The 24,304-nt window shown below is 40.6% G+C and carries 27 protein-coding genes; 1 reads left to right on the top strand and 26 read right to left on the bottom strand.

The annotated features are described in order from the left end of the window. Nucleotides 1-154: 154 nt before the first annotated feature. From ABID29_RS10815 to ABID29_RS10925, 23 genes are all read right to left on the bottom strand, one after another. A complete protein-coding gene (locus tag ABID29_RS10815) occupies nucleotides 155-1,030 on the bottom strand; it encodes a MerR family transcriptional regulator (RefSeq protein ID WP_354366138.1) in 876 nt (291 codons plus the stop codon). A gap of 143 nt (nucleotides 1,031-1,173) precedes the next feature. After that, on the bottom strand, nucleotides 1,174-4,803 hold the full coding sequence (gene nifJ / locus ABID29_RS10820; RefSeq protein WP_354366139.1) for a pyruvate:ferredoxin (flavodoxin) oxidoreductase: 3,630 nt from the start codon (nucleotides 4,801-4,803) through the stop codon (nucleotides 1,174-1,176). A gap of 104 nt (nucleotides 4,804-4,907) precedes the next feature. Continuing rightward, entirely contained in the window at nucleotides 4,908-5,180 is a 273-nt protein-coding gene (gene eutM, locus ABID29_RS10825; RefSeq protein WP_354366140.1) for an ethanolamine utilization microcompartment protein EutM, read from the bottom strand. 22 nt (nucleotides 5,181-5,202) lie between these two features. Further along, nucleotides 5,203-5,475, bottom strand: coding sequence for an ethanolamine utilization microcompartment protein EutM (gene eutM / locus ABID29_RS10830; RefSeq protein ID WP_354366141.1), 273 nt, complete (start codon nucleotides 5,473-5,475; stop codon nucleotides 5,203-5,205). Between the two features lie 21 nt (nucleotides 5,476-5,496). Further along, the gene (eutM, locus tag ABID29_RS10835) at nucleotides 5,497-5,769 is read right to left on the bottom strand and encodes an ethanolamine utilization microcompartment protein EutM (RefSeq protein ID WP_354366142.1); all 273 of its coding nucleotides are present in this window, start codon (nucleotides 5,767-5,769) and stop codon (nucleotides 5,497-5,499) included. A gap of 14 nt (nucleotides 5,770-5,783) precedes the next feature. Continuing rightward, nucleotides 5,784-6,482, bottom strand: a complete 699-nt coding sequence (locus ABID29_RS10840) for a phosphate propanoyltransferase (RefSeq protein ID WP_354366143.1) — start codon at nucleotides 6,480-6,482, stop codon at nucleotides 5,784-5,786. A 12-nt stretch (nucleotides 6,483-6,494) separates the two neighbouring features. Further along, nucleotides 6,495-8,141, bottom strand: coding sequence for an acetaldehyde dehydrogenase (acetylating) (locus tag ABID29_RS10845; RefSeq protein ID WP_354366163.1), 1,647 nt, complete (start codon nucleotides 8,139-8,141; stop codon nucleotides 6,495-6,497). 28 nt (nucleotides 8,142-8,169) lie between these two features. Beyond that, entirely contained in the window at nucleotides 8,170-8,808 is a 639-nt protein-coding gene (locus ABID29_RS10850; RefSeq protein ID WP_354366144.1) for a BMC domain-containing protein, read from the bottom strand. Nucleotides 8,809-8,823: 15 nt separating this feature from the next. After that, nucleotides 8,824-9,462, bottom strand: coding sequence for a cupin domain-containing protein (locus ABID29_RS10855; protein ID WP_354366145.1), 639 nt, complete (start codon nucleotides 9,460-9,462; stop codon nucleotides 8,824-8,826). Between the two features lie 54 nt (nucleotides 9,463-9,516). Further along, complete coding sequence (locus tag ABID29_RS10860; protein ID WP_354366146.1) at nucleotides 9,517-9,813, bottom strand: EutN/CcmL family microcompartment protein; 297 nt, start codon at nucleotides 9,811-9,813, stop codon at nucleotides 9,517-9,519. Nucleotides 9,814-9,826: 13 nt separating this feature from the next. Next, nucleotides 9,827-10,666, bottom strand: coding sequence for an ethanolamine utilization protein EutJ (gene eutJ / locus ABID29_RS10865; protein WP_354366147.1), 840 nt, complete (start codon nucleotides 10,664-10,666; stop codon nucleotides 9,827-9,829). Further along, on the bottom strand, nucleotides 10,647-11,282 hold the full coding sequence (locus ABID29_RS10870; protein WP_354366148.1) for a hypothetical protein: 636 nt from the start codon (nucleotides 11,280-11,282) through the stop codon (nucleotides 10,647-10,649). Before ABID29_RS10870 ends, eutJ begins: the two co-directional genes overlap by 20 nt. A gap of 54 nt (nucleotides 11,283-11,336) precedes the next feature. Further along, nucleotides 11,337-12,467, bottom strand: coding sequence for a 1-propanol dehydrogenase PduQ (locus ABID29_RS10875; protein WP_354366149.1), 1,131 nt, complete (start codon nucleotides 12,465-12,467; stop codon nucleotides 11,337-11,339). Beyond that, a complete protein-coding gene (locus ABID29_RS10880) occupies nucleotides 12,464-12,910 on the bottom strand; it encodes a EutP/PduV family microcompartment system protein (protein WP_354366150.1) in 447 nt (148 codons plus the stop codon). The genes ABID29_RS10875 and ABID29_RS10880 overlap by 4 nt, the downstream gene beginning before the upstream one ends. Next, entirely contained in the window at nucleotides 12,907-13,260 is a 354-nt protein-coding gene (locus ABID29_RS10885; RefSeq protein ID WP_354366151.1) for a BMC domain-containing protein, read from the bottom strand. Before ABID29_RS10885 ends, ABID29_RS10880 begins: the two co-directional genes overlap by 4 nt. 19 nt (nucleotides 13,261-13,279) lie before the next feature. Continuing rightward, nucleotides 13,280-14,269, bottom strand: a complete 990-nt coding sequence (gene cutD, locus ABID29_RS10890; protein WP_354366152.1) for a choline TMA-lyase-activating enzyme — start codon at nucleotides 14,267-14,269, stop codon at nucleotides 13,280-13,282. Nucleotides 14,270-14,324: 55 nt separating this feature from the next. Then, a complete protein-coding gene (gene cutC, locus ABID29_RS10895; protein WP_354366153.1) occupies nucleotides 14,325-16,865 on the bottom strand; it encodes a choline trimethylamine-lyase in 2,541 nt (846 codons plus the stop codon). Nucleotides 16,866-16,932: 67 nt separating this feature from the next. Beyond that, nucleotides 16,933-18,279: an aldehyde dehydrogenase family protein gene (locus ABID29_RS10900; RefSeq protein WP_354366154.1), complete on the bottom strand. Its 1,347-nt coding sequence runs from the start codon at nucleotides 18,277-18,279 to the stop codon at nucleotides 16,933-16,935. Between the two features lie 21 nt (nucleotides 18,280-18,300). Further along, complete coding sequence (locus tag ABID29_RS10905) at nucleotides 18,301-18,624, bottom strand: BMC domain-containing protein (protein WP_354366155.1); 324 nt, start codon at nucleotides 18,622-18,624, stop codon at nucleotides 18,301-18,303. An 18-nt stretch (nucleotides 18,625-18,642) separates the two neighbouring features. Beyond that, nucleotides 18,643-18,939 carry a BMC domain-containing protein gene (locus tag ABID29_RS10910; protein ID WP_354366156.1) on the bottom strand — a complete coding sequence of 99 codons (297 nt, stop codon included), beginning with the start codon at nucleotides 18,937-18,939 and terminating at the stop codon, nucleotides 18,643-18,645. A gap of 14 nt (nucleotides 18,940-18,953) precedes the next feature. After that, nucleotides 18,954-19,238 (bottom strand): hypothetical protein, encoded by a 285-nt coding sequence (locus tag ABID29_RS10915; protein WP_354366157.1) that lies wholly within the window; start codon nucleotides 19,236-19,238, stop codon nucleotides 18,954-18,956. Nucleotides 19,239-19,242: 4 nt separating this feature from the next. Beyond that, nucleotides 19,243-20,250, bottom strand: a complete 1,008-nt coding sequence (locus ABID29_RS10920; protein WP_354366158.1) for a DMT family transporter — start codon at nucleotides 20,248-20,250, stop codon at nucleotides 19,243-19,245. A gap of 23 nt (nucleotides 20,251-20,273) precedes the next feature. Beyond that, on the bottom strand, nucleotides 20,274-20,552 hold the full coding sequence (locus tag ABID29_RS10925) for a BMC domain-containing protein (RefSeq protein WP_354366159.1): 279 nt from the start codon (nucleotides 20,550-20,552) through the stop codon (nucleotides 20,274-20,276). Between the two features lie 329 nt (nucleotides 20,553-20,881). Here ABID29_RS10925 and ABID29_RS10930 point away from each other — a divergent pair, with 329 nt between their 5' ends. Continuing rightward, nucleotides 20,882-21,187, top strand: a complete 306-nt coding sequence (locus ABID29_RS10930; RefSeq protein ID WP_354366160.1) for a hypothetical protein — start codon at nucleotides 20,882-20,884, stop codon at nucleotides 21,185-21,187. Between the two features lie 344 nt (nucleotides 21,188-21,531). Here ABID29_RS10930 and ABID29_RS10935 read toward each other — a convergent pair whose 3' ends face one another. The 3 genes from ABID29_RS10935 to ABID29_RS10945 form a co-directional block, all read right to left on the bottom strand. After that, nucleotides 21,532-21,768, bottom strand: a complete 237-nt coding sequence (locus ABID29_RS10935) for a type II toxin-antitoxin system RelE family toxin (protein ID WP_354366164.1) — start codon at nucleotides 21,766-21,768, stop codon at nucleotides 21,532-21,534. A 73-nt stretch (nucleotides 21,769-21,841) separates the two neighbouring features. Then, nucleotides 21,842-23,548 (bottom strand): AAA family ATPase, encoded by a 1,707-nt coding sequence (locus ABID29_RS10940; protein ID WP_354366161.1) that lies wholly within the window; start codon nucleotides 23,546-23,548, stop codon nucleotides 21,842-21,844. Nucleotide 23,549: 1 nt separating this feature from the next. Then, nucleotides 23,550-24,245 (bottom strand): HNH endonuclease, encoded by a 696-nt coding sequence (locus ABID29_RS10945; RefSeq protein ID WP_354366162.1) that lies wholly within the window; start codon nucleotides 24,243-24,245, stop codon nucleotides 23,550-23,552. Nucleotides 24,246-24,304: the final 59 nt, after the last annotated feature.

The following is a 24,304-nucleotide window of genomic DNA, read 5'->3' on the forward strand; positions in this document are numbered from 1 at the left end:
CGAGTCAAAAGCGGTTAGGCTTGAACAAAGTGAAAGAGAGCAGCATAGGCGCTGGCTGGTGATATGGGCTTATAGCCCCTGTTCAAACCACCCGTTAGACGGGTGGTTATGATTTCTGCAAATAACTGCCTATTCTCTATAGTTAATTTCTTTACTACTTCCTTTTTATAGAGCTCATCCCTAATTCATCTTTTGTCATAACTGGCATAATGATCTCAGTTACAAATTCATCTTCATTTTCAGTTACCCAATAATCAATAACGTGACGTTCAAAGCATTCTTCCTTTAGTTCATATTGATTCTCTTGTGCAAACTTTTCCATTCTTTGGTAAGTTTCTGTTGTATGGTCTAGGGAACCAATATGGTAGCAACTTAAGGCCATGAAACCACCAAATTTCCCGTAATCTGACGATTCTGGCAAAACATGCTGCAAGATCGTAGCTGTCTTTATTTCCCCTGCCATCTTTTTCTTGTAAGAGTCATATTTTAAAATAACAGGACCTGACACCTCTAACTTCTTATCCTCAAGAAATTTAGTCCATTCTAAGTTGATAATGGATTCCTTGTGGCAATACTTATAAGGTTGTTTGATGTGGTAGTAAGAAGTCTTCTCCTGATAGTATTTTACATTGATATTAGATATAGAATGATTGGTTAGATAATTTTGAAGACAGATTTCTCCCTCGATAATGAGCTGTAGCCAATCATCAATAGAGGTAATAGAAACCAGTAACTGTTCACGCTCCGCCTCTAATTCATCCCTTCTTTGTTGTAAATATTGGTAATGATTAGAACATCCATTGAAAAGAATTAATTCCTTAATGCGTTTCAAACTGAGTCCTATTTGTTGGTAGTACTTAATCATAGGAATCAAAAGTAAGGTTGACTTATCATAATAGCGATAATTGGTTTCCTCGGAAATATGCTTCGGCGATATAAGGCCAAGACTCTCATAATAGCGTAATGTCTTTGTAGAAACTCCACTCATATTTGCCGCTTTCCCAATAGCAAATAGATCTTCTTCTACCATATGTCCCTCTTTCTATTGTATTTTTTACTGTCCACTAACCATCTAATTATACAACAATGCTGAAAACATTTCCATGACTAGTAAAACACTTTCGTGATCACTTACTCATAGTTTCTTAACCTTAGTAACCCTTACCTGAGACCTTAAAATTCCAACTGGTCTAAAATTTTTTGAAATGAATCGCTAGAATAGTCTTTAATTGGTTTTATTGGCTTGCTATGTTTCTTATCAACAAACTGTTTGATCTTATCCAAATCACCCGATAGATTGGCATAATTTCTGAACCGTCTCTTAGCTTGGTTGACGGTTTGTTCTAACAGTTTTTCTGCCTCGCTCGGATTGACTTGTTGCAAGGTCGAAAAGCGTTCTTGTTTCAACATAAAATCAATCATTTTATCAAAATCGGGACGCTTAAAATCTAAGGTCATCGGATTCTTCCCTTGTTCATTCAAGCGAGGATTGTAGCGATATAAAGACCAATAGCCTGATTCAACAGCCTCTTTGGCTTCAGTCAAGGTTTCTCTCATCCCCCCTTGTAAACCGTGGGTAATACAAGGGACATAGGCAATCACTATAGATGGACCTGGATAGTTTTCTGCTTCTTCAAATGCTTTTATCACCTGAATAGGATTGGCTCCGCTAGCAACTTGAGCAACGTAGACATTCCCATATGTCATAGCCATCATTCCAAGATCTTTTTTAGAACTAGCATTTCCAGCAGCAGAAAATTTTGCAATGGCAGAGGTTGGTGTCCCTTTAGAAAGGTGGCCTCCTGTATTAGAATAAACTTCGTTATCTAAAACCAATATATTGACATCTGCACCACTTGCAATGACATGGTCCAAACCACCATAACCAATATCGTAAGCCCATCCATCACCACCAATAATCCACTGGCATGGCTTTACAAATAGATCTCGCTGATCATAGAGGGTTTGAAAAATAGGATGCCGATCCTTAACTTCAAATAACAGGGCACTAAGTTTGGTTGAGCGCGCTCTTGAACCCTTGCCCTCATTTATATGAAGCATCCAATCCTTCAGTAACTGTTGCAAATCAAAATGAGCAATAGACAAGGCTTCCTCCACGAGGGGAAGTAAGGCCTCTCTACGCGCTTCATTAGCAACCACCATACCGTAGCCAAATTCTGCAGAATCTTCCAATAATGAATTGCTCCACGCTGGTCCTTGACCATGACAATTCTTACTATAAGGGGTTGTTGGAGCCATGGCTCCCCAAATAGATGAACAGCCGGTTGCATTAGCAATGATCATACGGTCTCCGAAGAGCTGGGTTAACAGTTTGACATAGGGAGTCTCACCACAACCTGCACAAGCACCAGAAAATTCCAAAAGGGGCTGTTCAAATTGAGTGTGAGCTAAGGTGCCAGGTTTTGATGGATTTTCTTTCACCCGAAGTGTTTGAGAAAAAGCCCAATTAACAACTTCTTGGCTAATAGTCTCCTGATCTTCCTGGTTGATCGGAGTCATTTTTAACGCTTGACCCGCTTTAGGACAGGCACTGACGCATAACCCACATCCGGTACAATTTTCTACCGAGACTTGGATGCGGTAGAATAAACCGTCTTTTCCCTTGAAATCCATGACGCGATACCCTTCAGGAGCTACCTGAAGTTCATCAGATTCGGCTAAAAAGGGGCGAATGGCCGCATGCGGGCAGACAAAGGAACACCGGTTGCATTGAACACAATGATCAGCGTTCCATTTAGGGACCTCCCAGGTAATATTACGCTTTTCTTGAGGAGCTAACCCCAAAGGGATATCACCAGCTATCATACCATTGTTAACTAATGTAGCTACGGAGAGATTATCTCCTTCCAAGCGATTCATTGGAAGTTGAATCTGACAGGAGAATTGGCTCAAATTCTTTTCAATTACTCTCTCTGAGATTCGAATTTCCTTCCACTCTTCAGGCACTATAATCTCTTGGAGTGAATCCTTTGCGCGACGAATCGCCTCTAGGTACTTCACCATTTTTTCTGGAAATTTTTGACTATAAATCGTTTGTATTTCAGTTTCAATCAGATGCTGACTTTCTGGTAAAATCTTCAAAATTTCAAAGAATGCTGTTTCTAGACAAATACTAGTCCGTGGAAAGATATCCAACTCTTGAGCAAGCTGAGAGGCATCTATAATATAAAATTGGATGTGGTTTTCAGCCAGATATTTTTTCAGTTCTTTAGGTAATTTTCGGCAAACGCCTTCAGCTTTATCCGGAGTATTAAGTAGAAAAACACCACCTTTTTTCAATCCTTTGGTTAACTCATATTTCCTTAAATACGCTGGTGTAGAGACTACTACAAAATCTACCTCTTGGACAGCATAACTTGACTTTATCGGTTTATTGCCAAAGCGAAGCTGAGAAATGGTTAATCCTCTTTGTTTGCGAGAGTCATGATAAAAATACCCTTGAACCTGATTATCAGTATGTTTCCCAATCAGATTAATAATAGATTTGCTGGCACTAATCATTCCGTCACCACCAAGACCCCATAATTTTACTTGATAGGTAGCTTGTGGAGTTAAATCAAGTGTTGGTCCTAATTTTAAAGAAAGATTTGTCCGGTCATCTTCTATTCCAATTGTAAAATGCTTTCTAGGATTCGGTTTTAACAATTCATCAAAGACTGCCACAAGTTGTTCAGGGCTAGTATCTTTTGAACCAATACCATAGCGTCCTCCAATGATTTTAGGCTTCAACTGGCTATCATAAAACACGGCTTGCACATCCAACAAGAGAGGTTCGCCAATGGAGCCTGGCTCCTTAGTTCGATCCAAAACTGCAAGAGCTTTCACTGTTTTAGGAATAACCTCAAGCATTCTCTCCATTGGGAAAGGACGGTAGAGATGAATCTGTAGAAAACCAACTTTTCTGCCATTTTCATTGAGATAGTCAACCGTCTGTTCAACAGTCTGGGACACAGACCCCATAGCTACAATCACTTCTTCAGCTTCTGGGTGACCATAATAATTGACCAAATCATAGCTGGTTCCCTGAATCTGATTAATCTTCTCCATATATTTCCGAACAACATAAGGAGTTACTTGATAGTTCCGATTGACCGTTTCCCTTTGCTGGAAGAAAATATCGGGTCCTTGATTGGTCCCTGAAACGGTTGGATGATTTGGGCTCATAGCACGTGATCGAAAGGTATCTAAAGCTTCATGATTAATGAGATTTTGCAAGTCCTGATCATCCAAGACCATTATTTTTTGAAGTTCATGGCTAGTACGAAAACCATCAAAAAAACTTAAAAACGGTAGACTGGTCTCTAAACTAGCCAAATGTGCCACCGCAGACAAATCCATAACTTCCTGAACGGAACTTTCTGCTAAAATCGCAAAACCTGATTGACGAACAGCCATGACATCACTATGATCACCATAGATACTTAGAGCATTTGTTGATACAGAACGGGCCGCCACGTGAAAGACTGCTGGTAACAATTCTCCAGCAATCTTGTACATATTGGGAAGCATGAGTAACAAACCTTGAGACGAAGTAAAAGTAGTTGCTAAAACCCCTGTTTTCAAGGAACCGTGGATGAAGCCAGCGACTCCTGCCTCTGATTGCATCTCGATAACTCTTAACGAATGACCAAAGAGGTTTTTTCGTCCCTGGGTTTGCCACACATCGACAGTCTCTCCCATTGTAGAACTTGGGGTAATAGGATAAAGACCTACAACTTCGCTAAAAGCGTAAGCCGTATGAGCTGCTGCAGTATTTCCATCCATGATTGTTTGATATGGCATTACTTTCCCTTATCCCTTTCTACTAGATTCCTATCGTTCTTAGTTTAAAGCACCCACCCTCTCATCCGGATGGGTGCTTCTGCAGTTTTGAACTTGTATTCCATTTACTTAGGTAAAATGGTTTCCACTTCGGTATGCGGGCGTGGAATAACGTGGACAGATACCAACTCGCCAACGCGTTGCGCTGCAGCTGCACCAGCATCAGTAGCAGCCTTAACAGCACCGACATCTCCGCGAACCATCACAGTGACAAGACCTCCGCCAATATGTTCTTTTCCAATCAAGGTCACATTGGCTGCCTTGACCATGGCATCGGCCGCCTCAATTGAGCCAATCAATCCTTTTGTTTCAATCATCCCTAATGCTTCTGATTGCATAATAGTCACCTTCCTCTAATTTTTATTTTGCTAAGATTGTTTCTACTTCTGAATGTGGGCGTGGAATAACATGGACAGAGACTAACTCACCTACGCGTTGCGCTGCAGCTGCACCGGCATCGGTAGCAGCCTTAACAGCTCCGACATCTCCGCGAACCATCACAGTGACAAGACCACCGCCAACATGTTCTTTTCCAATCAAGGTCACATTGGCTGCCTTGACCATGGCATCGGCCGCCTCAATGGAGCCAATCAATCCTTTTGTTTCAATCATTCCTAGTGCTTCTGATTGCATAATAGTTACCTTCCTATTCTCTTATTTTGCCAAAATTGTTTCAACTTCTGTGTGCGGACGCGGAATAACATGGACAGAGACTAACTCGCCAACGCGTTGCGCTGCAGCTGCACCAGCATCAGTAGCAGCCTTAACAGCACCGACATCTCCGCGAACCATCACAGTGACAAGGCCACCGCCGACGCGCTCTTTTCCAATCAAGGTCACATTGGCTGCCTTGACCATGGCATCTGCTGCCTCAATGGAGCCAATCAATCCTTTTGTTTCAATCATTCCTAATGCTTCTGATTGCATGACCATTACCTACCTTACTTTATTAATTTTAGTTTATGTTTCGCTGATACACCTAAAGCATTCGCCTCTTCTGTATCTAAATGACATTCCAAACGGAAACTTTCATGAACCCGAATTGTTACATCTTGAAGAATCCCTCTCCGAGTACCTGGACATTCCAAGGAAACTTCTTGACCATCAACCACACCATACGCTTTCGCATCACCTGGAGACATATGGATATGACGTTTGGCCACAATGCACCCTCTACTTAATTGAACCGATCCTTTAGGACCAATTAAAGTACAACCAGGTGTTCCAGAGACATCCCCAGATAGACGGAGAGGTGCTTGGACGCCTATTTTATAGCAATCCGAAGCAAGGAGTTCAACTTGACTATCACTACGAACAGGCCCTAAAATACGGACTTTTTCAAGAACACCTCTAGGACCAGCAACCAGAAGACATTCCTGCATGGCATACTGTCCCGGTTGAGACAATTCTTTTAATCGTTGAAACTCATACCCTTGTCCAAATAATTGATCAGCGTCTTGTTGCGACAGATGAATATGACGATTAGAAACACCCAATGGGATAGAAAATCCTTCTATGTTAGAGGGATGCTCTAACTTCGCCTCAACTTTCTGAGGAGAGGTAACTCTTGGCTGAACGTCTTTAGAATATCCGCCCAAATGGTCAATCACTTGGTAAAACAATTCTTCCAATTCTTCCATGCCGTCTCCTTTCTATTTCTGTCGAAGTGTCGATAAAATGTCACGCACAATTGCTTCGTTATCAACTCCTGCTAGTGATTCTTTCGCCTCTTTATGATTTTCTTCGATTTGTTCCTGTTCAAATCTCGCCTGAATAGACTGAGGCGTCTGTTTCAAAAATTGATTTGAACCAACTACTTCTTTTTGAAGTTGCTGATGGTGTCTACTTGCTGATGATGTCGCATCGGTCTTGACAGGTGTCAGCATTGCTAGTTTTGGCAAGGACTGAAACACCTCGTCTTCCATTAACTTAGTGACATCTTTAATACCATATGCAACTGTCTTAACATTTACGAGATGCTTGGGAGAAAGGTTTTCAGACATAGAGCTGCCTCCTCCTGTTCCACAACCAAGTGTGAAAGAAACTGGTAAACCAGTTGAAATCCCTGTTCCTCCCTGGCTTCCGCCTGTATTGATCAAGATACGAGAAGCTGGTTTGGCAGAGAAGCGTAAGATCATATCAGGATCTTCTGTATGCATGCTCATGGTATGACCAATCCCATTTTGCAAGAGGCGAATACTTAAAGCACAAGCTTCTTCCCAGTTTTTCACCACATAAAAACCAAGTACAGTGGTTAATTTTTCAAACGACAAAGGATTTCCTTGGCCTACGCCTGCTTGAGGTCCAACCAAAATTTTTGTATCTTTGGGCACACAGATTCCTGCTACTTCGGCAATTTCAAGCGCTGGTCGGCCTACAAATTTAGGATTCATGGCTGGGTTGCAACCATGAGAGTTGCCTCGAAAGAGCAGGTCACAAACCTTGTCGGTTTCTTCCTTGCTCATCATGTAGCAACCTTGTTTCGTTAATTCCCGAATCACTGCATCCTTGTTAACTTCTTCGCAAATGATCGATTGCTCTGAAGCGCAGATAGTTCCGTTATCAAAAGTTTTTGAAGCTACAATCGTCCGAATAGCTTTTTCGACATTAGCCGTCCGTTCGATATAGGCTGGTGAATTTCCTGCACCAACACCGATGGCTGGCTTGCCACAGCTATAAGCTGCCTTCACCATTCCTGGACCACCGGTTGCGATAATCATGGAAACATCTTTGGCATTCATCAGTTCATTGGTTGCAGCCAAGGTCGGGCTAGAAACAGAACCAACAATATGCTCAGGAGCTCCTGCTTCAACAGCTGCCTTTCTCACCAACTCTGCTGCCGCATTGCTACAACGTTTGGCTGACGGATGAGGAGCAAAAACAATGGCATTGCGTGATTTTATAGCAATCATGGCTTTAAAAATCACTGTTGATGTTGGGTTTGTCGAAGGCGTGATCCCTAGCAACAACCCCATTGGTTCTGCGACACTAAATACCTTGTTTCCTTCATCAAACTCAAGAATACCTGATGTCTGCAAGTCCTTGATTTCATCGTAAAGCAAATGCGAGGCAGCGTAATTTTTATAGGCCTTGTCTGCTAATTTACCAAATCCAGTCTCTTCTACCGCCATGTCAGCAAGGTAATAGGCGTTATCGCCGACTGCTTTGACAATATTTTTCAAAATGGCATCAATTTGTTCATCTGAGAAAGTGGCAATGATATTGGCTGCCTGTTTCCCATTTCTTACGAGATCTCGTGCTTCTTGGATGGAGCAGAGATCTACATCAATCGTCTTCATCATCCGACCTCCAACTTTTTCCTATTTTTTATTCTGTGCCCTGTCCCTTGAAATCTTCCAATAAAAGAGCAATCATCTCTCGACGAATCATCCCTTGCAAGACAGCTTCTTCGATTTCTATGCGGTCATTTTCCCTGAGCAGGGCTCTTAAATCGGCTGCTTTTGTTTTGTCCAGTTTTCGCTTGTAGTCTTCAAATGCCAGAACTGGCTTTTGGACTTCTACTTCTTCAACGTCTGGTTTAAGAATTTCCTCTGACGCAGGTTCTTCTGGATTCTCGGATGCTGAACCGATAACTTCTTCTTGTTCTATGACTCCTTCGGTTTCAAGGTCACTAGAACTGTCTGTTGTTTCAGTTTGAAGTAAAGCAGCTTCTTCCGTTTTTGCAGTTAAAGTGACGAAACGATGCAAACTAAGCAACTGTTCATCTGGTCGTGGAATAACATGTGCTCCCTGTAAATAGGACTCTCCCAAACGACGAACAGCCTCAGCTCCCGCATCTACGGCTGTCTTAACAGCTCCGACATCACCCGTGACGCTGACGTAGTACAAGCCACCTTTGACCTTCTCAGTTCCTAAAAGAGAAACATCTGCACACTTTAGCATGACATCTGCCGCCTCGACCGAACCGATAAAACCATAGGTCTCAATCATTCCTAAAGCCTTCATATATAAGTCCTCTCATTACATCAAGTCAGACCAGTTTGAAGGGTAGGTAGTGTAGAAAATTTTCGCATTGTCTGGTGAGCCCCAGACAACATCTGATCCAGCCGGCACAAAGATGACATCTCCTGCTCGTCCGACATAGGTCTGGCCATCAATCTCAACAGAAACGGTGCCTGAAATGACATAGTCAATCTCTTCGTACGGTAATTTCCAAGCAAAGTTTGATTGATCAATGGTCAAAAATCCAGCACTCATTTTTGATTCATCCTTGCTGACCAATTCTTGGAAACCGACTTTAGCACCAGGCGTTCCTGTGTCAAAATCATCCATCCGAACCGTTCCACCCTTTACAACTTTCAACCCATTGGCATGGGAAACGCAACGATAGGCTGGTGTTTCTTTGACAGGTTCCGAGTCATTGGTATATAGTACCTTCTTCAGGAGTGTGACTAACTCATCAGAAGTCAGATGATCCAATCCCTTCCCCGAGGTCTGAGAGGTAGAACCCCTTTCTGCCCCTTCTTTTAAGCAAATGCCGTATTTTTTAGCTTCATCACGCGCAGCTGGTGTCACAATGGTACCCGGTTCGATACAACAGAGCGTTTTACCAGCTTCATGGCATTCCAATACATCTTTTGCCGTAATCAATTTTGCCATATTTTCTCCTTTCTAAACAATGGATTTGTAAGAATCCATTGTATTCTTGTTGTTCTACGAGAATCGTTCTATTTTTCCATTTTGCTTTTTGACATCGTCATAATTTTCATCAATAATCCCAATGACCGCAGCATCAACTGGCATATCATCATCATTTAACATCCTTCGAGCAGCAGAACCCGTCACAATAATCACCCGATCACCGATACCTGCTCCCAGTGTGTCAACAACAACCATCAATTCTCCTGCCCTGTTGCCTCCCTTAACATCGGCCAGTAAAAATTTGACGCCGTTCAAATTGTCAGATTTTCTGGTTGCCCAGATGGTATCGACTAATTCCGCAACTAGCATAAGAACCTCTTTTCTAATAGATAATATCCTGACTGCAATTCATAGCAATCCCTATCGGTGTCACAAACATAGGATTTTGTGGTTTGATGGTTTTAATCTTGGTTTCTTTTTCAATAATAGTTTCAATTCCTGTCAGACAGCTTGTGCCACCAACCAGGTAAATCACGTCCACAGCCATACCTTCAATACTTTTTTTGATAATTGAGGCTACCTTTTCAACCACCGGCTTTAGGACTGCCAGTAATTCCTTGTGGTGTTTTGGATCTCTTTTATAAGCATCCGCTTCCTCAAAAGAAAGTTTGTAGGCTCCCGCTATTACTAAGGAAAAATGTGTTCCACCAGTCGCTTCATCTACTGACTTAACGACCTTCCCGTCTTTTAAAATTGAAATCCCTGTCGTTCCACCACCAATATCCACAATGGCACCATTCTTTAGACCAACAATAGTATTGGCTGCTGTTGGTTCGTCAAGCAGGGCCGTCAATTCAAATCCAGCTCCTTGGACGACATTCTTAATGGCGCCACCATCTAAGGCATCTGTGCCAGGTGGGATGGCCGCTGCTGCATAGAGCAACTCTGCGTCTAACTGCCGCTCGAGAGACTCTTTTAACTCTCTCACGATTTGAATGGCACCGATATAGTCTACAATCATCCCGTCTTTAATGACAGAGGCCGAACGATGAGCACCCGCTACGATTTTTTTATTTTCATCCAGGACAACCAGTACGATATAGGCAGTGCCCAAATCCACCCCAGTCAGGTAAACCTGACTCTTTCCTTTAATTGGTCTTTTCTCGACACGTTCAAAATCTGCAACGTATTGATCACAGGATTTAAGGACTGTTTGTGGCATCTTGACTCACTTCCTCTCTTGTCTGTAAATAATAGGCAATCAACTGACCAATACGGTCAAGTAAAATGACCAACTCTTTTTCATTTCCAAGATGAAGATCTTGGACCACCCTCTCTAAATGGAAATAGAGGGGATACAGCTTCGTTAGCACACGACCATTCTCCGTTTGGAGAAACAAACCAACATTGGATAAATTCCCGACTATAAAATTCCGATTAACCTGCTCTATAGAATGGACTCCTTTGATAAGCGGTGGTAAAAGACACTCTCCACCACTTGTTAAACTAGCGAGATAACGTTCTAAGGCAGTTAACTCTTGGGCTAGTACCAAGTCACCAGAAACCAAATCAAAGGCAACTTGTAAGAGTTCACAGCGAATATCCAACCATCTGGTATCCTCCCTCCAAGTTCTCTCTTGGGTTCTTGATTGAGGTTTGGGTAGGCTGGTTGACGTGGTTTTCTGACAAAGGGCTTTTTCATCTAGGATCTTAACCTTACGATCGAGTAAGAAGGTTCTCGCTCCAGGTGTCAGACGCTGGTCTTTCTTAATGGTAAAGGTCTCAAATGGAAGGTTTCGATACTCAGTTCGCAAATCATCTTCGGTTAAAAATTTCATACAATACTTCTTTCTTTAACAGCTTCAGATGATTCCTTTCACGTTTTCCATTTCTTATAAGGCTCGATAGATAGCCTCTAGGGCCTCGATGGTGACAGAACGTGGGTTTCCAGATGTACAGGCATCGTCAAACGCACGTTTTGCCATTTCAGGAATCATAGCAGTAAATCTTTCGCGATCAATTCCGATTTCCTCAATCGTCATTGGCATCTGCATGTTTTTTGCCAGACATTTGACGGCGTAAATCAATGCTCTGGTAGCTTGTTTTGGATCTGTACCATAAATTCCTAACAGATTGGCTAATTGAGCGTAGCGTCTAGCAGTAGCCGTTGTCTCCTTTCCATCTAAAGAGGCATTAAAGGCAATCACATGGGGAAGGAGCATGGTGTTGATTCGACCATGCGACAGATGGAAAAAGGCGCCAATCGCATGAGATAAACTATGGCAAATGCCTAAGCCTGCGTTGTTAAAGGCTACGCCTGCAAGAGCTGAGGCATTATGCATTTTTTCACGCGCGAATTGATTCTCGCCATTTTTAAAAGTCTCAAGCAGGTAACGATGGGTTAAGGATACCGCTTTTTCTGCGCAGGCATCTGAAAAATCTGTCGCACCATTTGCCACATAAGCTTCCAAACCATGAGTCAAGACATCCATTCCAGCATCTGCTGTAATAGCTGGTGGAACAGTCATTGTAAAGTAAGTGTCCAATACTGCCATATCTGGCACCATCTCATCATCTATAATGACAAATTTTTCATTTTTAGATGGATCTGAAATCACGGCAAAGGCTGTAATTTCACTCCCACTACCACTGGTTGTTGGAATTGCCACCATTTTAGGTTTGGCTACTTTTTCAGATTCTGTATAGACTTTAATGACTGCCTTGGTAGAATCAATCGCTGATCCACCTCCCAAGGCAACAACCAAGTCTGGTTTAAATCGTTTGATTTCTGAGATACTCTCAGCAATCACTTCAATTGTAGGATTGGGGACAACTTTTGAAAAGACTTTTGTCTCAGCACCAGCTTTCTCAAGTTCCTTCGTTACAACGTCTACCATCTTGCTTTGGGCCATAAATGGGTCACAGATGATATAGGCTTTTTCGACAGATAACTGAGAAAGAACACTTGTGGAATGATGTCCCGTAATAAACTTAGGTCCTACGCTAAATTCTTGTGTTTTCATATCATTCCTTCTTCAATAGACTGACGGATGTTTTGGAGTTCTTGGATCTGTTGGTCATTGGATGGATCTAGCAGTAAAATCCTGCCGACCCTGGCCTTCTCTAATTCGCTTTTGCACCGCAATAGTCCTTCTAGGTCCTCTTTGTCCTTAATCAAGACTAGACCAATACTTGGGATCCGAAAGGCTTTGGCCACATTGGGCGAATAAATAGGGAAGCTACGGTCCGTAGATAACACCATAAAGACAGCGTTTGCATTTTGCTGTGTCGCAATAATATGCTTCATCATTCCGGCCCCTCTCAAATAAGAACTTGGAATGGAGATGCAATTCCTTAGATAAAGAATGGATTGGATACGAGGAATATCCCTAGTACCTTCTAACAAAGTCACAACCAGCTCTTTATCTCTATCATCTGGTCCAACCACCATCATTCGTTTTTTCATGACCGAGTCACTTTCACAACAGTAAAGTCCAATTGGTCTTCAAAATAGTTTAAAATCGATTGCAAGGCTGTTTGAACACTTTGCACATCCCCACTAAACATGACTGAACCTGTAAAACGATCCACAAAACAAATATCCACTTGGGCTGCTTTACCTGCAATGTCTGCTGCAATAATAGCCGTTTCATAGGGAGTTAAGGCTAGAATACCAATTGCTCCAGACTCCTCAACACCCAAACTCTGGTAAACGGATTGAATCGGTGCAGCAATCATGTGAGCCAAGGTAATTTGCTTACCTGGGACTGATTCCTGGATAATCCGCTCAATCCCTCCCATTTTTTCAATCACCATCTGCACTTCCTTTTCAAGACTAGTGTTTCACAACTGTTACTGGAAAATCATAGGCTAAAATATAGGATTCAATCCGGTCTAAATCATACTGACTAAGAGATGGATCTCCCTCAATCGGATATTCCATTCCTAATTGATGGTATTTATTCACCCCTAGCTTATGATAAGGAAGAAGATCGATGCCTTGGAAATTACTATAATCTTTGTAAGGAAGTAAGAAATCAATAATAGCTTGAATTTCCTCTTGACTATCGTTAATTCCCTTCAGCATAGGCATCCGTATTTTAACATTGTAGCCTGATTCAATAACATATTTTAGATTGGTTAGAATACGTTCGTTTCCAACACCCGTCCATTCATTATGTTTTTTAGAATCCATGTGCTTCATGTCAAAGAGAAAGAGGTCAACATAGGGTGCTACAGCTTGAAAAACTTTATTAGGAACATGGCCAGCTGTTTCGATTGCTGTATTAAGTCCATCTTGCTTACAAGCTTGTAGTAGAGCTAAGGCACCTTCTGGCTGGGCTAAACATTCACCACCCGACAGAGTGACCCCGCCTCCCGACATTTCATAGAAAGCGTCGTCTTCATGGATAATATCTAACAACTCTGAAATAGTTTTTGACTCACCTGCAACAGTCAGAGCACCCTCAGGACACCCCTCAATATCTTCTTTTTTGGGAAGTCGCTTATTGTACTTACGGATATCAATCGGATGCTCCTTGTCTGCATAGTCAAAAGGACTAGGATTTTCAGGATTCTTATAGGAGAAGCAAATTTGACCTAAGGGACAAGTCGTTGCACAAGAGTTATACGGTTTGCACAAAGTTTCTTTGTACATGACATTTGTTCCAAACTCCAGGCCTTCTGGATTGGCACACCACTTGCATCGCATTGGACAGCCCTTAAAAAACACAATTGTTCTGATACCAGGACCGTCATAAAGATTGTACTTTTGGACATTGAAGACATTGATTCTTGTCTCCTGTGTTTTCTTTTGCATTCCCATCACTGCTTCCTAATTATTTTCTTGATTTTTTAGCAATTAAACCTCAGTTTGCTCACTAAATTTTTGTCAATACGGTCCGTGAAATAATTTCATCTTGAACATCTTTACATAACTCAACGAAGAAGGCACTGTAGCCGGCGACACGGACAATTAAATCACGGTATTTCTCTGGATGTTTTTGAGCATCAATCAAAATGGAGTTGTCCAGATAGTTAAATTGCATCTCGCCATTTCCAAGGATACTTGCCGTACGAAGGAGGGTAATCAGACTCTCTTCACCTTGAGGAGTGTCCAGCAAGCCTGCCATGATTTTAAAGTTATGCACCATACCGATGTTCATATTCTCATTAGCCATCTTGGAGACAGACTTGATAATAGCTGTAGGACCTTTTGTATCCATTCCATGATCAGGTGATATCCCATCTGACAATGGTGTCCAAGCACGACGACCAGAAGCAGAAGCACCTGTAATTTGACCGAGCGGTGTATTATTTGAAATAGATAAGGTACCGTGACTTAGAATAGAATATAAGGTCTTATACTTACGGTGCTCTTCCTCGGTAAATTCGACAATATCTGCAGCAAATTGGTCTACATAATCATCATCATTACCATATTTAGGTGCTGCCAAACAGTCTGCTTTGATTTGGTCATAACCTTCAAAGTCAGCTACCAAGGCCTTGTTTAGTTCTTCCAAGGTATATTTCTTATCTTCAAAGACTAATTTCTTGATAGCAGCCATAGAGTCTGCATAATTGGCCAAGCCAGACCAAACAACACCTGGACCAAAGTTATACATGGCCCCACCAGACTTAACACCACGACCATTTTCCATAGTCCCTTCATACATCATAGACATGAGCGGAACTGGAGCCAATTCTCTTTGGACACGTTGAGAGATAACAGTCATGACAGATGTCCACTTCGTCACATAACGAATCGTTTCCTTAACTGCTGCTTCAAAGTCCTCAAAGGTCTTATACTGATCAAGCGGTCCCATATCTGGTGTTACTGGTTTTCCATACCAAAGCGGGACGCCACGGTTCAAAGTTGTTTCAATCAAAATCGGCCATTGGGTGTAAGAGGTAGATGTCCATTGATAGAGACGACCAGATTTTTGAGGTTCCACACATCCCATCAAACAGTAGTCACGCGCATCTTCCATTGAAACACCTTTTGCTAACATCATCTTGATGTGACTATCGTCGAAGTGACAAGCCGGGAAACCAACACCCGCACGGATAACATCTACAATCTTTTGTAGATATTTGCGTGGTGATTTATTATTGATACGAGTTGCCAAGGTTGGTTGATATACTTTCACATGTCGAATTGCATCCATCAATAGATAAGTCAAATCATTGGTCGCGTCGCTACCAGAACGTGTTACACCACCCACACACATGTTGACAAATGGTTGGTACCCAGCAAAGAACTTAGAAGAACCTTCTGATGTCAACCACATCATTTCTGACATCTTAATGAACATAGAGCCAGCGATTTCAAAGGCTTGGAAATCATTCATACGTCCTTCTTCAATATCTTTCTTATAGAACGGATACATGTATTGATCGACACGACCGATGGAAAGTCCTGTTTGGTTTTCTTCACAGAGGAGCAAGTGCTGGATCGTTACCAAGTACTGCATAGCTTCCCAGAAGGTTTCTGGCTTATTGGCTGGTACGTTGGCATTGACACGAGAAATCATTTCCAACTCAGCTTTACGTTTAGGATCTTTTTCCTGGTTTGCCAATTCGGCAGCATACTCAGACATCCGTTTAGCGTAGATAATCACCCCTTCTGCAGTCAATATTTGCCCTTTGTAGAAATAAATCTTTTCAAGGTCATCTGGATTAGCGTAATCTAGTTCTTCCAAGTGCGCTTTAGCTTCAGCGATGATATCCAACATCCCCTTCTTCATACCGACGACATCATAACCCGGGTTAGAATCACCACCGCCAGACTGAGCATGGTAAGAACAGTCTGAAACGAAGGATTCTCCAGATAACTCCCAGGCACCGGCTTCACGGTACTGTGATTCGCAGGCTTCATCGACCGACTTACCTGCCCAGTAAGGGAAAATTTCTTCTACTAAAATTTTCTTATTTTCTTCTGAAAGATCATATGGATCCTGTGGACGAGTGGACACTGTATCTAACTCATCACGGAGCCAACGCCAAGAAATGTCAGGTGAGAAGGCACCCCAGCGCGGACCACCGTTTGGTGCACCAACCAGCAATTCATGATCTTGGATAACAAGTGGCGCAATTTTACAAAATTCCTTAAAGGCCGTTCCACGAAGGACGACTTTTGGCATCCCTTCATTTTCTTTAGAGACGCGGGTTAAATTAATGGCACGAACCAGAGAAATAGTTGGGCGTGCATTTAAATATTGATCTTTCAGAGCTTGTAGACGTGGAGTGATTCCTTCTGGTATCTCTGTCCCTTCTGCTACAAGGACAGGGGCTGGTTTCACTTCTGGCTTAGTGATATCATCTGAAACACTTTGAAAGATTTTAATGAGTGACGCACGCTCTGATTCACTTAATTTTTTAGTAGCCTCTTCTAATTTGGCTGTAAATTCATTCATATCCATAACTATTTTTCCTCTCTTTAAACTATATCATTTGGATATTTGTATGAGACACGACAAATGATCCATCTTACTCAAAGCCTACTTGTCGAGTATAAGTCAGGTGCCTTGGCGTAATATTTTCTGAACGATACCCACGACCTGTTGTAATTCCGCCCAATATCAATGATGGTGCAAAACTTGACTTGACACCTGTTGCAGTACAAGCGGTTGGTGCATTAACCACTATCCGTCCAACTTCCTTGACCAAAGCAAATTCCCTGATAATTTTCCAGTCTGCCGAATGAATGGTTAAGGTGTGTCCCATCCTAAGTTCAGACAAAATACTCATGCATTTCACACAAGCTAATGTCCAATCCGGTTCCCTATAAAGAACGATAATCGGACAAAGTAATTTCTTATTAAAGAAATCTTCATTGTTCATGTAGTCTTGTACAGAAACCAAAACCTGAGTATTATCTGGAACAGAAAAACCTGACATTTTAGCCAACCATCTTGCTGATTTTCCATTGTAACTATTGAACATATTTCTCTCGGAAGCTTTCAAAAATGAAATCAATTGCTTTGTTTCATCTTCTGTCAAAATATGAGCTCCGTTAGCTTCCATAATTTGCTTAATACGACCTGCAATAATATTTTCTGTTACAAGGAATTGCTCCGAACCAGGGAGAATCCCATGATTAAAGCTTCGTGAGTGGAGGACATCCTTGACTGCTTTTTCTAAATCAGCGGTCCGTTCAATAAAGACCGGTCCAGAAGATTCCCCACCATAAATCAGGGGGGTATTGGTCCTGAAGTGATTAGTGATGTACTCTGGACAACCGATGTTGATTAACAAGGACAGTTTATCACTAAGTAGCAACTCCATAACACTTGAATCTGTTGCTATTTCTGCTAACGATAGGCTCCCTTCTGGGTATCCCATCTCATCTAACAGTTCCAATAATTTTCTAATTGCCTCTAGGGTTGCTGGTCTAGTTAATTGATTAGCCACTAAAACCATAGCGTTCCCAGATTTGATAGCCAGTAACAAAAGATTGACAAGTAAAGTATAGGTCGGATAGGCAGGTAATAAGACACCTACAACACCTAATGGTACTCCGATTTCTATAATCTTCTCCTCGCTGTTCCCTGCAATAATGCCAGTATAGGATTCTTGTTGAAGCGTTTCTTCAAAACGCTTTAAGAACTCTTGGCAAAGGAAAACTTCATCCTCCTTCTTACCATATCGATTTTTAGAGACAAAATCTTCAATATAGGTTGCCCCATCGGCTTTTAAGTGCTGAATTAATGCTTTACTGTATTGATCTAAATCAACCTGTGTCAGTTCTTGTAATTGAACAAAAGCCGTTTGAGCATTCAAGAGTAAGTTTCTAATTTCTTGGATAGAGGCTAAATCTTTGTCAATATACAACATATTCTGCACACTTTCTTATGATTAAGCTTCTACTTCAAGATTTTCGGGTAATAGACCAGATAATGAGTAACGATCAACGATCTTGCGAAGCTCCTCGTGCGGACCAGGAATCACAACGTGACTATACACCTCAGCTCCCATAGCCTCAACTGCTTTCACACCAGCTTCAACTGCCGTTTTACAAGCTTCTGTTTCTCCCTGAACAATCACCGAGATATACCCAGAAGCAACGTTTTCATATCCAATAACATCGACTTCAGAGGCTTTGACCATAGCATCTGCCGCTTCTAAAGCAAATACTAATCCAAAGGTTTCAATAGCCCCAATTGCTTGATATCTTTTCACGGTAGTCTCCTTTTTGTTCTAATTATCAATATCATGCACTGACACAATATCTCCAACACTTGGAATAGGCCTTGGCATAACATTATGAGCAGTCAATTTTCCAATGGCTGCAGCAGCTGCCGCACCAGCTTCAACAGATGCTCGAACAGCTGCGACATCACCTACAACCATGATGGTCACAAGAGTTGAACCAATATTTTCATAAGATACTAATTTGACATCACTGGCCTTTAGCATCTTGTCGCATGCTTCTAGGGCTGGAACTAATCCGACAGTTTCGACTAAGCCCAAGGCTTGTCCACCATAATATCTCATTTAATTTCCTCCGATTATCTTCTATATTCTGCTGAAATATATTTTTTGACGGCATCCAAGCCATCAGCATTGATTTTATATAAAATTCTTAACTGTTGGTTCTCATCTAAGTCATAACCAACCTGATCTAAATAACCGTTACATTCCAAAGACATTAAGTGCTCTAAAAAAAGAGGAGCTGTAAACTGTTTCTCGCTACCATACAAAGGCCTCAGCTCTTCCATTACTTGGAGCACATCCGCCTCTTCTACAGTACTCATATAGTTCAAAACAGCAGTTCTTGCTGGTAATAGTCGCATATGTTTAAACCTCTCTTTTTCTAAACAAATCCATTGGATTAGTCGTTACAATAATGGCACCCAATATGACAATAACAGAGCCGATCGCAATCGTTGGTGTTAGAGCCTGTCCTAAAAACAGAATACTAAAGAAAACACCCCAGAATGCATAAGTAATATTCAATGACATTCCGATGGCTGTACCAACCATGGCATTAGATTGGTACCATGTCGCATAAGAAATCGCAACTAAAGTACCTGACACCAGTAATAGCAACATAGGCAACGGAGCAGAAAGCATATCCTTAAAGAGACCTGTAGCACCAATAATTGGTACGATAATGACCATCTGAATCAAACCAGAAACAATTTGTCGAAGAGTAACAGCTACTTCCGAATCCAACATAGCTCCACCAAATGCTGAGATAGTTCCTTCAAGTCCCCAACAAACAGCTGCAAGGATGGCAAGGATGATTCCCATAGTAAAATTTGAGGCTCCTTCTGGCTTTACTAAATTTAAAATAACAGCACCTGCCACACACAAAATCATTCCCAAACCAACCCTAGGGGTAATCTTTTGTTTTAAGAAAATGGCTGCAAATAAAGCCCCGAAAGCAGCAGTCGTCGCAGATACAGGTATTGCAAATGCTCCTGCCAATGATAACCCAACCAAGTACGCTCCATTAGCGACAGGTCCACCCAAGATAAAACCTAGCAACATAATTTTTCCAGGTTTAGTGGCTAAACTTCTTCCAAGCTCCTTGGACTTACCCGTTCGGATAACATTTAGCAATAACGTACACCCTCCGAGGAAGTCATTTATACCTCCCATTACAAAGGGAGCCGCAAAGATACCTACGGCTGTCTTTATTGGATCCATTCCACTGATAATCATGATAACGAAGGAATAAATACCGTAAAATAAGCCCGAAATAATGCCACTTCTAATTCCAAGCGAATGAAATTTTCTAGTTGCAGCAGCCATTTGCTGTTGCGCCAAAGTATGACTGTTGCTAGTGATATTTTGCTCCATGGAAAATACTCCTTTTTCAATGATTAATCTTTTTCTGGTAAAATGGTCTCCACTTCTACATGAGGACGTGGAATAACATGAACTGAAATTAGCTCACCAACCCTTTGCGCAGCTGCAGCTCCCGCATCTGTTGAAGCCTTAACAGCGCCGACATCACCACGAACTAAAACAGTTACTAAGCCACCTCCGACTAGCTCTTTTCCAACCAAGACAACATTTGCTGCCTTAACCATCGCATCGGCCGCCTCAATTGCACCGATTAAACCTTTTGTTTCAATCATTCCTAATGCTTCAGAACTCATGATACAAACCTCCTTTATATATTTATTTTTTAGTTAAAAACAGTTTAATAATAAGAAGTTAAATCCATCCTTTAAGATATTTTACTTTTTTGATACCTCTTACACCTAAATTGTAAGCCTTTCCACTACGTTAAAGTCAACTATTTTCCAAAAAAAATTTTTTTGTGATTTTTGTTACAAATAGTCTTCTTTTATATTTGATTATTCTAATAATCAACATATTTGACCGAATTTTCTGAACAATAAATGTTTCAACTTCCTTATAAACTTTTCCCTAGGGGCAGAGTTTTCAATCGAATCCCCCCTGTTTCACAACCAAGTACTTTTACTTGCATCAAACCTGGACCAAGGATAAACAAACCGCCTTTGATGACTATGCTTTCTCTGAATCGCCAGCTTTTCCGTTGGAATTGGCCATTGCCTATATCTACAGCTTGGATGAGATAGCCAGTGTGATTAGTGATTTGCACCAGCAGGAGGCTATGGCTGAAAATGACTTGCTCTACCTCATCTACCCTAAACGCAATAATCTGCTCAGCAATATGCCTATACACCGTGACAGTATCCTTCCCCACCTAAAAGTTAGTGATGCAACAGGCTATGTCGAGGGGATTGACTATAAATTTAACGCCTGATTGCTCTGGATAACAACTACACACTGGTAGCCGTTAAGCATGACAAGAAGGATAAAACCAGCAAGTCTAATCGTACGTCTGCCAAAGTGGTGGATTATGTGGCTAAAATCCTAGACCTTGAGACTTATCTGCAGGTCTTTCCAGACCAGTTGTCCTTCTACCAGCAACTGCCCCCAGGCTATCAACGGGATTGGGGTAGTTATGTGTACTCAAGCCACCATTGACAAGCGCCTGGCTGAGATGGTGAGCCTCCTCAAAGCTGGCTACAAGACCAAACAACTCTACCGTGAGGGTAAGAAATAGACTAAATCCCCCATCAGCAAGGAGCTGATGAGGGATTATTTTTAATCAATATCTCGCCGATGCCCGACAGAGAGAACTTCTATGATAATTTTATCATCCAGAATATTAGCTAAAATCCGATAATCACCGACACGATAGCGCCATTCTCCTGAAGGGTTGGGGTTGGCTATTAAGCCTTTGCCATACCATCTTGAGTAATCCGTCTGATCTAGGTACTTATCGATCCAAGACAGGATACTGTTTCTCACATAGACATCGAGTTTATGGAGTTGAATCAGAAAGAGCTAGTGTTGACTAACTAGTGTCATTTTTTAATGTTCTCTCAATGATATTATATGATAAACATATCGGCTATTTTGTATCATGATAAAGTTTTTTGATAATTTCTTTTTGCTCTTGAGTTAAATCATCTAATTGAGAGATTTCCTCTAAAAATGGTATTTTTGTTTCAGTATACTTTTTATAATACATATATTCCAACTTTTGCTTAATGAGTGGTTCCGCTATGAGGCTAACTTCTTTTTTTAATTGTTCAATCCTTAGAGGTTCTTGATATAGTTCCTTACTATTTAAATGTTCAATCAGATTGTTCAATTTTCCAACTGCAAACTCACCATAAATATTTCCAATAAACATATCATCGTGTATAATTTCTTGAATATTTTTGGCAAACGTATTTTGATATGATTGAACTTCTGAATAGTACTTAGCTTTTCTCTTTAGAGCAATAATATTACCTGGTTTGATATCAGAAAGCATGTAGGGAGAGTGGGTAGTGAAGATAAATTGAAAAGTAGGAAAATCAGAGGTTGGATTTTTAGTCAGTGGTTCTTTCTTTTTCTCAGAAATATAGTCTATTAAAAATTTAATTAACCTTCTTGACCATTCGAGATGCATTCCAACTTCAATCTCATCAATCACAAAAATAACATCTTTATAGTCATCTTTAGATTTTTCTATGGCAGATAATATATGGGCAGCTAATTTGATAAGATTTATTTCTCCTTGTGACATAGATAGTTCAATGTTAGATAGTAAGTTAGAAACATATATGTTATAGCTCGAAAGTATGGCTTCATAGGCCTTATAACTATTATAGATATCGTCATAAAGCTGGCTTTGAGAAATATCATAAGTTAAGTAATTATTCTCACCATAGTCATCTTGAAAACTTTCAACTACCCACTTATCTATAATTTCTCTCAAACTTTTCAGTTGGTTAAATATTTTGTAAATAGCATCATCTGTCTTCAAGTCAGATAAGATTTTTTTAATAAAACAGAGACTATTTAGCCTATCAGACAAAAGGTCATCTAGGTCTGTGATATGAGTCGTCATCTTAGAATTTAGTACTTCATCATAATAAAGGATAACAATATGGTAAGTAAATGCATTTTCCCAAAAATCTTTTTTAGGTAGTATTGTTAGTTTCTCTCTCGCAATAACTTCCTTAGCTTTATAGAAAGTTGACTCTAAGTATACCCTTAATTCTGAAGATATAATTTCTTTTCTATATAAATCATCATAAGCTCTAAAAATTGGCGGGAAACTATCTAAATTATACTCAACTTCTATCCCATTTGCACCACCAAAAGTTCCACGCCCCGTATCTCTTAACAGGGGGATATTTTTGATTAATGTCTTCTCTCTAGGATAAGAATAGCTTATTGGTTTAATTGTTGAAAAAAACTGATTTTCTTTTAGAGATATCTCCTTTGTCAAATTCCCATCAAAAACAAGTTCATTTGTCTCAGTAAGATAGATACGTATAAACTGAGAATTTTTAGTTGAATTTTTTCCATTCCGATGATAATAGCCAATACTATTAATCAAAGAAGTTTTACCTGTACCATTAATACCAACAATCGGAGTAATATTATAAATTGACTCCTCGTAAAAATTTTCCAGATAATCAGATTTTTTCTCAATATTTAACCTTAATTCTATATTATCCCAATCATCGTCATCAACTTCAACCCTAAACTCATCAGAAAAGTTAAGGGCCTGCTTTTCAAAAACATCTCCAAATTTTTCAATAACTAATGCTATTAGTTTCATTTTATTTTTTCTCCCTCAACAAACTAATTTCTCGACTAATATCAGCTACTAACTTAGACAAAGGACGTTTGCCGTAGTCTTTCTCATCAGTATAGACTCCTGTAATTACTCGTTCAAAGTCTCTCTCTCCTAATCCTAAATTTTGAAATTCATCCAACATTTTTTTTCTATATGATTTAGAGTAAATTTGTTTTTTCCAAAGTAACTCCTGAAGGTAATCTGTGTGTAATTGATATTGCTCCTGCAAGTCCAACTTTTCAAAATCAGACTTATACCTCGAACCTTCTGGAATCGTCATCGTAACTTCAATCGAGTTCGCATCAAACCACGGAGTCGTTTGTAAAGGTTTAAGCTTCCACGAAAAGCTTAAAACGGGTTCGCTATGTAGCTTCTCATCATAAGGTGACACTTTAAAAATGTTATCACGTTTTTTATTGTTACAACCATAGCAAGACGGTATAAGGTTGTAGAATGATAAAGCAAATATTGGATAACTACGTTTGCCAGTCCCTCTGTGAGATTTTGGAAAGAAGTGATCTAGTTGACTATTAGTGATTTCTTCAGTAACATTGATAAAATTTCGATTACAGTAAGGACACACCGTTACATTAGTTATCTTTACAAATTTCTTCTTATCGATGTTGTCATATTGTTTAATCAGATGAGGCTGGGCAAAAACTAGTTTCAGAATAGACAAAAACGAGCATTTCCGCAGTTGGAGATGCTCGTTTTCCCATGTCATGGTTTATAATTATA

This window comes from Streptococcus rupicaprae (genome assembly GCF_040545225.1).
GTDB lineage: Bacteria > Bacillota > Bacilli > Lactobacillales > Streptococcaceae > Streptococcus > Streptococcus rupicaprae.

Bases quoted from the DNA above. Each gene is read 5' to 3' on its own strand.
- ABID29_RS10815 (WP_354366138.1), bottom strand. From the start codon at position 1,030: ATGGTAGAAGAAGATCTATTTGCTATTGGGAAAGCGGCAAATATGAGT.
- nifJ (WP_354366139.1), bottom strand. From the start codon at position 4,803: ATGCCATATCAAACAATCATGGATGGAAATACTGCAGCAGCTCATACG.
- eutM (WP_354366140.1), bottom strand. From the start codon at position 5,180: ATGCAATCAGAAGCATTAGGGATGATTGAAACAAAAGGATTGATTGGC.
- eutM (WP_354366141.1), bottom strand. From the start codon at position 5,475: ATGCAATCAGAAGCACTAGGAATGATTGAAACAAAAGGATTGATTGGC.
- eutM (WP_354366142.1), bottom strand. From the start codon at position 5,769: ATGCAATCAGAAGCATTAGGAATGATTGAAACAAAAGGATTGATTGGC.
- ABID29_RS10840 (WP_354366143.1), bottom strand. From the start codon at position 6,482: ATGGAAGAATTGGAAGAATTGTTTTACCAAGTGATTGACCATTTGGGC.
- ABID29_RS10845 (WP_354366163.1), bottom strand. From the start codon at position 8,141: ATGAAGACGATTGATGTAGATCTCTGCTCCATCCAAGAAGCACGAGAT.
- ABID29_RS10850 (WP_354366144.1), bottom strand. From the start codon at position 8,808: ATGAAGGCTTTAGGAATGATTGAGACCTATGGTTTTATCGGTTCGGTC.
- ABID29_RS10855 (WP_354366145.1), bottom strand. From the start codon at position 9,462: ATGGCAAAATTGATTACGGCAAAAGATGTATTGGAATGCCATGAAGCT.
- ABID29_RS10860 (WP_354366146.1), bottom strand. From the start codon at position 9,813: ATGCTAGTTGCGGAATTAGTCGATACCATCTGGGCAACCAGAAAATCT.
- eutJ (WP_354366147.1), bottom strand. From the start codon at position 10,666: ATGCCACAAACAGTCCTTAAATCCTGTGATCAATACGTTGCAGATTTT.
- ABID29_RS10870 (WP_354366148.1), bottom strand. From the start codon at position 11,282: ATGAAATTTTTAACCGAAGATGATTTGCGAACTGAGTATCGAAACCTT.
- ABID29_RS10875 (WP_354366149.1), bottom strand. From the start codon at position 12,467: ATGAAAACACAAGAATTTAGCGTAGGACCTAAGTTTATTACGGGACAT.
- ABID29_RS10880 (WP_354366150.1), bottom strand. From the start codon at position 12,910: ATGAAAAAACGAATGATGGTGGTTGGACCAGATGATAGAGATAAAGAG.
- ABID29_RS10885 (WP_354366151.1), bottom strand. From the start codon at position 13,260: ATGGTGATTGAAAAAATGGGAGGGATTGAGCGGATTATCCAGGAATCA.
- cutD (WP_354366152.1), bottom strand. From the start codon at position 14,269: ATGGGAATGCAAAAGAAAACACAGGAGACAAGAATCAATGTCTTCAAT.
- cutC (WP_354366153.1), bottom strand. From the start codon at position 16,865: ATGGATATGAATGAATTTACAGCCAAATTAGAAGAGGCTACTAAAAAA.
- ABID29_RS10900 (WP_354366154.1), bottom strand. From the start codon at position 18,279: ATGTTGTATATTGACAAAGATTTAGCCTCTATCCAAGAAATTAGAAAC.
- ABID29_RS10910 (WP_354366156.1), bottom strand. From the start codon at position 18,939: ATGAGATATTATGGTGGACAAGCCTTGGGCTTAGTCGAAACTGTCGGA.
- ABID29_RS10915 (WP_354366157.1), bottom strand. From the start codon at position 19,238: ATGCGACTATTACCAGCAAGAACTGCTGTTTTGAACTATATGAGTACT.
- ABID29_RS10920 (WP_354366158.1), bottom strand. From the start codon at position 20,250: ATGGAGCAAAATATCACTAGCAACAGTCATACTTTGGCGCAACAGCAA.
- ABID29_RS10925 (WP_354366159.1), bottom strand. From the start codon at position 20,552: ATGAGTTCTGAAGCATTAGGAATGATTGAAACAAAAGGTTTAATCGGT.
- ABID29_RS10940 (WP_354366161.1), bottom strand. From the start codon at position 23,548: ATGAAACTAATAGCATTAGTTATTGAAAAATTTGGAGATGTTTTTGAA.